This window comes from Shewanella oncorhynchi, assembly GCF_012584455.1.
Lineage (GTDB): Bacteria > Pseudomonadota > Gammaproteobacteria > Enterobacterales > Shewanellaceae > Shewanella > Shewanella oncorhynchi.
The window spans coordinates 13,315-25,675 of record NZ_JABAEB010000001.1; the positions used below are offsets into that span (position 1 = coordinate 13,315).

General features: G+C 47.5%; 5 protein-coding genes and 1 riboswitch. Of the genes, 2 read left to right on the top strand and 3 right to left on the bottom strand.

The annotated features are described in order from the left end of the window. Nucleotides 1-223: 223 nt before the first annotated feature. The 3 genes from HGO26_RS00065 to HGO26_RS00075 are packed head-to-tail and all read right to left on the bottom strand — an operon-like array spanning nucleotide 224 to nucleotide 4,690. Nucleotides 224-1,417, bottom strand: coding sequence for a lipocalin-like domain-containing protein (locus tag HGO26_RS00065; RefSeq protein WP_211085776.1), 1,194 nt, complete (start codon nucleotides 1,415-1,417; stop codon nucleotides 224-226). Further along, on the bottom strand, nucleotides 1,417-4,026 hold the full coding sequence (locus HGO26_RS00070) for an ABC transporter permease (RefSeq protein ID WP_168822484.1): 2,610 nt from the start codon (nucleotides 4,024-4,026) through the stop codon (nucleotides 1,417-1,419). Before HGO26_RS00070 ends, HGO26_RS00065 begins: the two co-directional genes overlap by 1 nt. After that, complete coding sequence (locus HGO26_RS00075; RefSeq protein WP_168822486.1) at nucleotides 4,016-4,690, bottom strand: ABC transporter ATP-binding protein; 675 nt, start codon at nucleotides 4,688-4,690, stop codon at nucleotides 4,016-4,018. Before HGO26_RS00075 ends, HGO26_RS00070 begins: the two co-directional genes overlap by 11 nt. A 446-nt stretch (nucleotides 4,691-5,136) precedes the next feature. Next, nucleotides 5,137-5,266, top strand: a riboswitch (glycine riboswitch). Nucleotides 5,267-5,516: 250 nt separating this feature from the next. On the opposite strand from HGO26_RS00075, the gene HGO26_RS00080 reads away from it, so the two are divergent. Together HGO26_RS00080 and HGO26_RS00085 are read left to right on the top strand one after the other, a co-directional pair. Further along, the gene (locus HGO26_RS00080) at nucleotides 5,517-6,875 is read left to right on the top strand and encodes an alanine/glycine:cation symporter family protein (protein ID WP_105251512.1); all 1,359 of its coding nucleotides are present in this window, start codon (nucleotides 5,517-5,519) and stop codon (nucleotides 6,873-6,875) included. 130 nt (nucleotides 6,876-7,005) lie between these two features. Continuing rightward, a complete protein-coding gene (locus HGO26_RS00085) occupies nucleotides 7,006-12,339 on the top strand; it encodes a PAS domain S-box protein (protein ID WP_168822488.1) in 5,334 nt (1,777 codons plus the stop codon). The last annotated feature ends 22 nt before the right edge of the window (nucleotides 12,340-12,361 follow it).

A 12,361-nucleotide genomic window follows, 5' to 3' on the forward strand; every position in this document is an offset into this window, starting at 1 on the left:
TAAATTTATGATACTGTATTTGGGTTGACTTTAAAATGCAACAATTGGTTGATTATTAGTCTTGAACTCGATCGCAAATAGGGTGTTATTGTGGGCTTGGTCACGTATTGCGTGTTGCTATGTCTTTATACAACAGCAGCTTAAGATCATTCTCTGAATAACTATCTTGTTATGTTACTTCGCGCTGACTTAGCATTTCTGGTTATAAGAACTATGTTTGGGCTCAATAGCCCGTTAGCTCCATATAACCCGTACCTGTATGGCTGCCAGAGAGATGCACTGGGCCTTCCCAGTAGGGCGTTGATAATGGCATAGCGCTATTGGGATTGAGCGGGGTGATAGTGAGATCGATATTTTCGCTGGGGATTTTGACTTGCCAGCTAACGGGATAGTCGCCATTGACTGTGTGTTGCCATTTAAGAGGCGTCATCTGAATGTCATTGGGATTGTCAGTGGAATTGATGTTGCGCCCAGTGCCATCGGCAAACATTCTTCTGGCGCTATAAAATGCTGAGATAGGTGCATTCTTTGCGGACTCTGCCGGAGACTGATCCCGTAGCTGAAACAACATCAGCGTCGAGCCATCATTTAACCTGAGCGCGAACCAATCCCAGCCCTGTTGCGTTTTAGTGAGGAATTGCGAGCTCCATTCCCTGTCGAGCCAACCTTGGCCTGTGACTTGCTCCACTTTGCCATTGCGGTTGATTTCACCTGAAATTTCAATAAAGGGTTGGCTGTAATAGTAAGAGGCTACTTGGCCGTCGCGGCTTTTAAGGCTATAGCCGTTAACGCCTTGGTATTGCAGTGGCGCTTGGCTATTAAGCTGAAGTCGATAGCTAAAATCAGAATTCTCCACCGTTAAGGTCGCGGGAAAGAGTGCATTGGTTTCGCTCTGCCAGTGCCAGTTATCGAGGCGGATTTGATAAGGATCTAATTTCACCTCGGCAAACTCGCTATGGCGGCGCGACCACTTTTCGTGAGCCAGATGAGTTTGACTCGAGGTTAATGCGCTGTGGGCCAAGTAAAGCTGCTGAGTCTCCCACGTGGATTCATTTTTGGGCGTTGCATCTGTTACTTGCAGAGTTGTTTCTTGCGGAGCAGGGGGTTTAAGGGCGACTCTAAACTGAGTCCACTGAGCGCCGAGTTGCTCACCTGTTTCTGTCGTTAAATTCGCGGTCAGATACCACCATTCCTGGCGAAAGCCATTGTGCGCCAAGTGATCCCGCGGAAATTCAAATCTATAGCCGGGAACAACAGGCGTAAAAGCTAAATCATCTTGATTAGTAGAGGTTTTCCCCACCACATTGGCCATGGATTTGGACTGAGTGTTTTGCGTCGATGGCGTTTTATCACAGCCGCCGATAAGCATTAACCCAACTACTGCCCATACAATACTGTTTAGATTGAGTGTTTTCATCACAGTGTCTCCTGTTGCAGACTGGCGACCAGTGGTTTGCGGGTTTGCCAATACAGCGGTAAGAGTACGGCTAAGGTGCAGGTGGTTAAGGCAATCAGTATTGCATGGCCGTAAGCTTGCCAATCCCAAATCATTTTTATCGTCCAGCCAAAGGCTTGCAAGGTGATCTTATTAATAAGCAGGTAACCTAATAGCGCGCCCGTTGGCATAGCGAGCAGGCAAGTGATCAGCACCACAATCAGCATCTGCATAAACACCATGCCGCGCAGAGCATTACGACTGACGCCGAGGGAATACAGCCGTGCCAGTGGCGCTTGCCTTGCCTGAGTCAACATTAAGCAGGCACTAAAGAGGCCAATCGCGGCGACAATCAAGGTTAAACTATTCAGCACTAAGGTAATGGAAAAAGTGCGTTTAAACATAGCGATAGCTTGGGTTTTAATCTTAGTTTGGCTGTAGATTTGTGCTTGGGATAAACCTAACTCAGTCGCCAGTTGGACTTGTAGTTGATCAAGCTGCGCTTCACTTATCCTACTGCCTTGCTCTTTACCGTGAAAACTCGCCGCTAAACTGACTGGCAGTACAGGTAACTGGGCCCGTTGCCAAAGTGGCTGGCTGATAATGACCTCGTTTCGGGTATTGCCGTGGTCATAATAAATGCCGCCAATAATGGCTTTGCTGTTTCCTGTTTTCTCGAGCACATCCAATGACACAGTATCACCAAGCTGTAATTGGTATTTGATGGCAAGAGGTTCGCTCACCAATACAACGGGTGCATTAAAGTAGGATTGCCACAATGTGGGCAGGCTTTCTTTAAGCGCACTGGTGTGCCGAGTCGAAAATTCATCGCGGCTGAGTAGGCTCACCGGAATCGTCTGCTCGCTCGGATTATCCGTCGAAACTGGCAGTGAAAGCAGGGCTTCAATTTGCCACTGCTGATAAAGACCGCTGACTCTAGGATCGTGCATCAATTGGGTTTGAATCGTGTCGATACGCTGGCTCGGTGGGCGGATATAGAGATCGGCATGCAAGCGAGTTTCTAGCCAAGTTCGCAGGGTTTGCTCGAAGCTTCCAACGAGGGTGTTCATTGACACATTGGCACTGAGCGCCAGTAAGATCGCCATCATAGCTAGGGAAAGCGGTGCAATAAGCTCACGGGTTTCGGCGAGTAGATATTGCCATAATCCAGGACGTGCCAAGGGCATTAACGCACTGACGCCCCAATGCAATAATTGTGGCAACAATAAGGGAATAGCAATAGCGACGATACCGAGCAACACTAAGCTGATGTTATAGCTTTGGCTGAAGGGAAACAGCAGAGCCGCTAAGGTCAATAAGCCACAGGCTAAGGCAAATTGAATGCTATGGGTTTTGCGGTGTGCCTGCATTTGCTGATAACGATTCGCCCCTTGTGCAAGCGCTTGGCGCGTAAGATCTAAATACAAGGGCAAGCAAGCTGCAAGCGCGGCAATTAAGGTGAGGACAATTGCCTCAAAAAGCCAAGTCCATTGCCAAATACCGGGGAGCAAGTGGGCGCCATACATTTGCTCTAAGGTCATGGCGACCATAGGTTGCAGCCAGTGGCTGAGTTGCAAACCACTGATAAAGCCCAGACTTGAGCCTATGACAACTAACAAAATTAATTCGAACATCAGTGCCGTCATCAAGGCGCGGCGCTCTATTCCCTGTTGTAATAACTGTACTAACAGTTTTTGCCGTTTCATTAGGCTGTAGCGCACACCGTTGTAGGCGATAAAGAGGCCGACAACGAAGGCTAACATGCTCATAGCATTAAGATTAAGATGAAAACTGCGGGTCAGCGCTATCAGCGCTTGACCTTGATCTTGCTGGCTAAAGCTGGCCTTTTGCGGCGTAATCCCTAAAGCGTCGAGTTGGGATTTTAGTTTAGGTAGGTTTTCTCGCTCACTGAACATGGCGATATAGCTCAATCTGCCTTGCATGTTTAGTAATCGCTGGGCGAGGGACATATCGGCCAATATGGCGCTGCCGAGACCAAAACTGTCATCAATTGCAATGACATCTAAGGTGCTATTTTCTAAAACAAGTTTACCTTCTGGTGCCACTTTGGCTGCTAGGCTGCGGCTCATGATTACTGTGGCTGCGCCGCTGAGGAGATCGGCAAGCGGTAAGTCATTCATCTGTGGTGAGGTGGCTGATTGTGTGTCAGTCGAGGCGTTACTTCTCGATTTTTGTAGTGTTAATGCAGCGATCAAATCGCTGCCTTCCAGTTGCCAGAACTGACCGTTTTTACCGGAGATTTTGCCACTCACGACAGCGAGACTCTGACTTAATCCGGCTCGTCTCAAGGCGAAATAGACGGATTCATCTAAAGTGTTTTGTCCAAGGGGCGGAGTGAGTAGCACATCGGCGCGTTGACTCAGTAACTCAGTCGCCTCGCTATAGCTGCGCACGGCATTGTCGTTGGTTGCCTTGACTCCAATGAGCAGAGTCACAGCTAAGGCGATACCGAGCAGAATGGCACCTGCTTGTATGGGCGCATGGCGATAATGGGCGATAAAAACCTTTAGGCTGAGCCACGTCAGCCTAAGCCCCGAGGGAGTCGCCTTAGTGAGCAGTTTATTGTTCATAGATAGCGACTGCACCTTGGGATAAATGCCAACGTTTTTGCATGAAGGCGGCGCATTCTTCGCTGTGGGTGACCATCAAGATACTAGTTTGGCTTTCCCGTGCCAGTTCACACAGTAGTGCCATCACTTGTTTGCCTGACACATCATCTAAGTTACCCGTAGGTTCGTCGGCCAGTAGCAAGGTCGGTTTATGGGCTAAGGCGCGGGCGATGGCGACGCGTTGTTGTTGACCGCCTGACAGGGCTTCAACTTGGCGGTGAAGTAATGGCAAGAGCCCTAGTTTTTCAACCAGATAGTCACACCAAGGCGACCATGGCTGCGCGGTTAAACTTAAGGAGAAGGCGATATTGTCTTTCACGTTGAGTGGCGTGAGTAAGTTAAATTGCTGAAACACGACACCTAAGGAATTACGTCTGAAACGGCTCCAATCTTTGTCTTGCCAAGTTGAGGTGGACGCTTGTTCTAGCAAGATTTCACCCGAGTCTGGCGTTTCAAAGCCGGCAATCAGGTTGAGTAAGGTGCTTTTGCCGCTGCCGCTGGGACCTGTAAGCGCCACGGTTTCACCTCTGTGGATTTGTAGATTGACCGCTTGCAGCACTTGATGATATTGCTCACCATCGCGAAAGCCTTTGGTGACTTGGTTAAGCTTAGCGACGTCGGCCATTGAGCAACTCCTTTATATCCATTGGCGGCGGGTGTGGTAGCAGTGTTTCAAACTGCGGCTGCAACTTACTTAGTGGCCGCAATTTAGCATTGCCATTCTATGTTCAAGGTAAAGCATTTTCTATTCAGATAGATACTGATTTTTCTTGTAATAGGATCATCCACGGAGTAACAAAACATAAATCGTCATTTGGTGTAAAAATAGTCAACTGGATTAAATCCTCCGCGAACTGTGAGCAAACGGCTTGAGCTGACGCCGCATTTGTTGCATTCTGTGCGTCCTGTTAGCTTGGGAGTAAATCTCAATCTAGCAATCCGTTCGGATGAAGGTAGCAGGAGAGTGGGGAATTGACCCCACACCGACGAGGCAACTTTGGTTTTACAGAAGCGAGTCTTCTTATGAAAACAAAGCACTCTTTCAGGTGCCGATAGGCGTGGACTGTTACTGGACGAGCCTCTGGAGAGACTACCAGTTGCACTCATTGTGCAATCAGGTGGCGCCGAAGGCGAAAGTGTCGTGGTGTTATTGTATAACCTGCGACGCGAAACGCTCAGGCAAAAGGACAGAGGAGAGGATGACTGCACAGTCCCTGTCGTTTGTCGTCGTGGGCTATTTTTACTCTTTTGCTTGAGATGGAGCACTTTTGCTCTTATTGAAAGCACTCGTGTAGAGCTCTCGCTTGCTACGCTTTTAGCGTTCAGCTTAGGCGATTCTCGGCCGAGATTAGGTCAAAATAGCTCGCTATAGCGTCCGACTGCGGCGCGTCACAGCCATTTCTTTTCCTCCTCCGTTTATTAATTTTGTTGTTTAATATTCGAGGAATATCATGAGTTTTCAAGCTTTACTTGCCAGTATTAATGGCATCGTCTGGGGCCCAATTACCCTTTGTTTGCTAGTGGGTACAGGGGTTTACCTCACTGTACGTCTCAAGCTTATCCAAGTATTTCGTCTGCCGATGGCGATGGGATTGTTGTTTAAACCTGCCAAAGGTCATGGGGATTTATCTTCCTTTGCCGCGCTTTGTACTGCGCTGTCCGCCACTATCGGTACCGGTAATATTGTCGGCGTGGCGACGGCAATAAAAATGGGCGGGCCAGGGGCGTTATTTTGGATGTGGCTGGCGGCATTTTTTGGCATGGCGACAAAATATGCTGAATGTATGTTGGCGGTAAAGTACCGTACCACCGATGCTCGTGGGCAGATTGCGGGTGGCCCTATGTATTATATCGAGCGCGGCCTTGGTCTACCTTGGATGGCGAAATTGTTCGCTCTCTTTGGGGTTGGTGTGGCCTTTTTCGGTATCGGTACTTTTGCACAGGTTAACGCCATCAGCGATGCGCTGACGATTGCCTTTGAGGTGCCGACTTGGTTGACTGCGACTGTGTTGACTGTGTTAGTTGCCGCAGTCACTTTGGGTGGCGTAAAGCGCATTTCAAATGTGGCGCAAAAACTTGTGCCTGCGATGTCGATTGGTTATGTGTTGGCCTGCGTGTGGATCTTAGTCGGTTTCTCCGAGCAGATTTTACCCGCCTTAGCTTTAGTGATTGAATCTGCCTTTACGCCACTCTCAGCTGCGGGGGGATTTTTAGGGGCGACAGTCGCGCAGGCGATTCAAATCGGTATTGCCCGCGGTGTGTTCTCGAACGAATCTGGATTAGGTAGTGCACCCATTGCCGCCGCTGCCGCTAAGACCAATGAACCCGTTGAGCAAGGTCTCGTCAGCATGACGGGTACTTTCTTCGATACCATTATCATTTGCACTATGACGGGGTTAGTGCTGATCATCACTGGGGTATGGAGTGGTGAGACGGCAGGTGCCGCGATGACGAGTGCTGCTTTTGCTCTGGGAGGTTCAGCGCTTGTGGGTCAGTATTTGGTGACGATTGCGCTAGTGTGTTTTGCGTTTACCACGATTTTGGGCTGGCATTATTATGGTGAACGCTGTTGGTATTACTTAGTCGGTGAGCGCGGGTTACGCATGTATCAAGTGGTGTTTTTGGTACTGATTGCGGGTGGTGCTTTTATCAAACTTGATGTGATTTGGTTGTTGGCCGATACGGTTAATGGTTTGATGGCTATCCCTAACTTGATCGCCATTGTGGGCTTGAGGCATATCATTATCGCCGAAACCCAAAGCTATTTTGCTCGTATCTTACCTAATCAAACCTTAGAGACGGCTTATTAGTGTTTTTAAAACAATAAATTACTTCACATTATTTTAACTTTGACATTGTCGCCACTAAATTCTTCGTTTACTTTATAAGTGCTATTTTTAAATGCAGTGCTTATAAAATCGGGGGCTTTAGGGCGACACCATGGAAAAAAGTAAACTTCGTACTTTTCGCAGTAGGATTTTATCCCACATAGCCTTGCCTCTCATTTTAATTATGGCGAGTGTCTATGGTGTAAACGCTTGGTTTAGTTATATCTCCTCAGAGAATCGGCTTTACCATAGCCTGACACAAGAGGCGAGTCATTCGGCTTCTCGTCTGCAGTTTCTGCTCGAGCATGCGGAGGCCAACACCCAAGGTCTTGCTGATTTTATTGGTTTTTTGTCAAGTAAAGAAGACATGAATGACACTGAGAGTGTTAAAAGTGTCTTGATGAATCGAGTCAAACGTAATCCTGATTTTTTTGGCTCCGCAGTCGCATTTAAACCGAACACCTTTCCTAATCGCAAGCTCTTTTCTCCCTATGTTTACCGCGACACCAGTGGCAGCGACGATCTCCATTATCTCGATATTGGCGCTGAAGGCTACGACTATACCGATGGCACTTGGGATTGGTGGAGCAAGGCTATCAATCAAGCGAACGGTTATTGGTCAAAGGCATACTTTGATGAGGGGGCGGGGAATATTCTGATGGTGACCTATTCGGCTCCTTTTGGTGCGGTAGGTAATTATTTTGGGGTTGCGACGGTTGATTTAGCCTTAGATGGATTGCCAAAACAATTGGGGATTGCACCAAATCGTCTGGTGGTTTTAGACGACCAAGGGCGGCTTATTTATCATATAGATAAAGAAAAAGTGCTGGCAACGACTTCAGCCCAGTGGCTCGATAAGAATAAAGATAAAAATGCCGATTTTTGGACGCTACAGGATAAAAGGCTTGATGGTCAAGCAAGGTTTGTTGATAACCAAGATGTTGTTTATCTTGCGAGTATTGCGACTGTCCCTCAATTAAAGTGGCGTGTGATTGTATTCGCGCCAGAACAAGATTTATTCAACTCCCTACTTGATGATCTAGCATCTATTATCCTCAATTTAAGTTTATTAACCCTCTTATTATTGCTGACTTGTTATCTGGCGGCGAAACGATTAACTCGGCCGTTAGAGCTACTCGAGTCGGGTATCTTGTCCTTTGGACAGGGTAAAGCTCAGCAGCTCATTGTACCTAAAGGTGCCGTGAGTGAAATAGTGACGCTGAGTACTACCTTCAATCAAATGGCGGAATTACTCGCAGAACGTGAACAAGCCATTCTTGATTCCCGTGGCAACCGCTTTGCGCGCCTAATTGATGGTATGAGCGATAAATCTTTCTACTGTTCCCTCGAACCCAATGGTCAACTCGCCCAGGTTAGTGAGGGGGTAACTAAGGTGTTGGGGATTACCCCTGATTTGCTCAAGCGCAAATATCAAAGGCTCTTCTCGGCTAATCCCCTCAATGAGAAGAACTGGGAATATACCGATTTAGCCTTAAAGGGCCAAAATGTGCCTTCGCACCAAGTGGAAATGCTGGATGAAAAAGGGCATTTAAGAAGACTCGATGTGTTTATGCAGCCGTTATTATCAGATACGGGTGAATTAATGTCTGTGGAGATGTTATTTACCGATGTTACTGAGCAGTTTTCAGCGGCAGTCTGGTCAAATGCCGTACTAGAAGCCGCTCCAGAGGCCATGCTCATCGTCGACGAATTGGGGAAAATCGTCTTTACTAACAGTCGCTGTCAGCAGCTCTTTGGATACGAAACGGGCGCTATGTTGGGTTTGCAGGTTGAGGCGTTATTGCCGCAAGAGTTAGGAAACGGGCATGTACTTGAGCGGCAAACATTCCTGCGCGAAGGCCGCGATAGAGGCATGGCAAATGCCCGTCATGTACGGGCGTTAAAAGCCGATGGTAATGAATTTATTGCGGAAATAGCGCTGAGTATTCTTCCCCCTGCCTTTGATGGACAAAGGCAAGTGGCGGCTTCAATACGCGATATGACACAAAAACTGGCCGTTGAGCAGAAGATCCGTGATAGCGAACAGCGTTTTCGTGGCTTAGTGACTAATATTCCCGGCGCCGTTTATCGGACTCGCATCGGGGATGTATGGTTCATGGAATATATCAGTGACAATATTGCTGAGATTACGGGTTATGCAGCGAGTCAGTTTATTGAAAATCGCCAACGTACCTTTGCTTCGCTGATTTTAGAGGAGGACAGGCCTACATGTCATTTGCATATTGATAGAGCGCTCGCGCAGCAAGAAACCTTTGAAGTGGAATATCGTATTCGCCACCGCGATGGCAGTATTCGCTGGGTACATGAGAAAGGTAAGGCAAGTTATACCGAAGAGGGCGTTCCACTTTGGTTCGACGGCAGTATTGATGACATCACAGAGAGTAAGCTTGCTATAGGACAGCTAGAGGCTTCGCGTCTGCAATTGACCAATATTACAGAGTCTATTCCTTGTACCGTGTACCAATTGTTATGGCACTCGCCTACTGATCGCAGATTTACCTTTCTCTCTGGTGCGGCAATGAAAATGCTGGGGCTGCATCGCGATGATCTAATTAGTAATTTTGACACCATAGCTGAGCGGATTTTTGATGACGAAAGGCCGGATGTCGTGCAGGCACTTTCAGGTAAGAGTGAAGATAGGTTTCAATGGATCCGCGAGTTTCGTTATCGCCATCCCAATGGCAGCATTCGTTGGATGGAGGCGGGTGCGAGCGGCCATGTAGAAGAAGATGGCGCCATTACTTGGAATGGGTATGTAATGGACATCACCCAACGCAAGAGCATAGAACAAGAGTTAGCCCTCAGTGAAGCGCACTTTAAGGCACTGTTCGATGGTGCGACCATTGGTATCGTCAATGTGGATGTTAAAGGCGTTATCTTAGATTGTAATGACCAATTCTGTGCCGATATGGCGCGGTCACGGGAGAGTTTACGCAATACCGCAATTTTTGAGGTCCTTAGCGCGCAAGATAAGCTTATTGCCAAGGCGCAATTTAAGGAATTGGTCGGTGGCAAAATTGACCATTATCGTGGCGAGAGAAGCTTTATTCGTCCTTCTGGTGCGCCTTTATGGATGACGGTCAATGTGTCGGCACTGTTAGATGCCCAAGGACAATTTGAATCGGCTGTGATCAGCATGGTCGATATGACAGAGCTTAAATTGCTCTCCGATGAACTGTTACTTGCCAAAGAGCAAGCCGATGCCGCCAGTAAAGCCAAAGGTGACTTCTTGGCGAATATGTCCCACGAAATACGCACCCCAATGAATGCCATTATCGGCATGTCCCAGCTGTGCTTACAGACCGAATTAGATAAAAAACAGAAGAATTATGTGGAGAAGATTGAGCGGGCATCGCAGTCTTTACTGTCTATTATCAATGACATTTTGGATTTCTCTAAGATTGAAGCGGGTAAGCTCGACATAGATTCAGTGCCATTTCAGCTCGATACTATGCTGGAAGATCTCAGCGATATGTTTTCTGAGAAAGCCGCCCACAAGCAGATTGAATTGTTATTTGCAGTCGCCCCTAACGTGCCGCGTTATTTATATGGTGATTCGCTACGCTTAGGCCAAGTGTTGATTAACTTGATGAATAACGCCATTAAGTTCACCGAGCGGGGTGAAGTATTACTGTCGTTAAATCTTGTTGAACAGCAAGATGATGATGTCGTGCTGCGTTTTAGCGTGCGTGACAGCGGCATAGGCTTAACTGAGCAGCAGCAAGCAAAATTATTTAAATCCTTTACCCAAGCGGATACTTCAACCACCCGTAAATACGGTGGTACAGGCTTAGGCTTGGCTATTTGTAAGCAACTCGTTGAACTCATGGGGGGCCATATTGGTGTCGAAAGTCAATTTGGTCATGGCAGCACCTTCTATTTCACCGTGAAGTTACAAATTTCCGAGGGGCAAAAATTAGTGCTTGAGCAAGAGCTTGAGGGCATGTCTGTGCTGGTGGTAGATGATAACGCGACCGCCAGAGACATAATGCGTACAACGCTCGAAAGTATGGGTTTTAGAGTCGATACGGTTCGTTCAGGTGAAGAAGCAATAAGCCGCTGCTTACTGCAGACCTATGAAGTGGCATTAATCGATTGGAAAATGCCCAATATGGACGGGTTAGAAACCGCCCGTCAGATCCAACTACAGGCTAAGTCTCAGCCTAAGATCTTGATGGTATCCGCCCATGCTAATCATGAATTTATCACTCAAATTGAGCAATTAGCACTGGCGGGGTACATCAGTAAACCCATCAGCGCCTCACGCATGCTCGATGGCATAATGAATGCGATTGGCCGTGAAGGCATATTGCCAGTCAGACGCCGCACTGAAGAGCTGGCTCCGCAGTTATTATTACCACTTCAAGGGAAGCGTATCTTATTAGTGGAAGATAACGAGATGAATCTTGAAGTCGCCAGCGAGTTTTTAGAGCAAGTGGGGATTATTTTATCCATAGCGACCAATGGCCAAATCGCCTTAGATAAGCTATCCCAACAGCATTTCGATCTAGTGTTAATGGACTGCCAAATGCCGGTGATGGATGGTTATCAAGCCACTAAAGCGATAAGGAAAAGGCCTGAGTTGGCAAATTTACCTGTCGTTGCTATGACTGCGAATGCGATGGCTGGTGATAGAGATATGTGTCTTCGGGCTGGGATGAATGACCATATTGCCAAGCCCATAGAAGTGAATGTGCTTTATCAAACCCTATTGAAATACCTCGGATCTTCTTCTGGAATTTCTGCAGCGATAAGGGCAGAAGCCTCAACTCAGTTAACTTCGTCCAGCGCACAGGGTGAAGTCAGCAATGGCGCTGATCAAACGGTATTGCTCAAGTGGCCAGAACACCCTGAGTTGGATATCGATAGAGGTTTGCAACTGGTACAGCATTCGACGCGTCTTTATCAACGAATCTTTGATCGTTTCGTGAGCAGTCAACGTAATGTCGTGGAGCAGGTTCGCAAAGCCATCGCGGCGAATCAAGTCGAAGATGCCGTGCGTATCGCCCACACCCTTAAAGGCTTAGCGGGCAATTTAAGTTCGGCAAAATTGGTGGAATTAGCGCGTTTGCTTGAGTTGCATTTAACAGAGAAAGCGCCCTATGAAGATGAATTAGTTCAAATTCAACCGCTAGTGGCCTCTATCTGCGATGCGATTGAACAGGCTAAGCCTGTGATAGTGAATCAAGCCGAGCCCCAAGCGGTGGACTTGCTATCAGATGAGGACTTGAGAGCCGCATTACGGGTCTTACGTCAGAATCTAGATGAAGCCGATGCCAGTGCTGTGGCAAAAATTGATGCGTTAAAGCCGAAGGTGAGTAGTGCAATGTGGCAAACATTAAGCCCCGCTTTATCTATGATTAACCAGTATCAGTTTGATGAGGCAATCGACTTAATTGACGATGTGATTTCACAGTTAGGATAGAAAGCGGTAGCGCGAATTTATA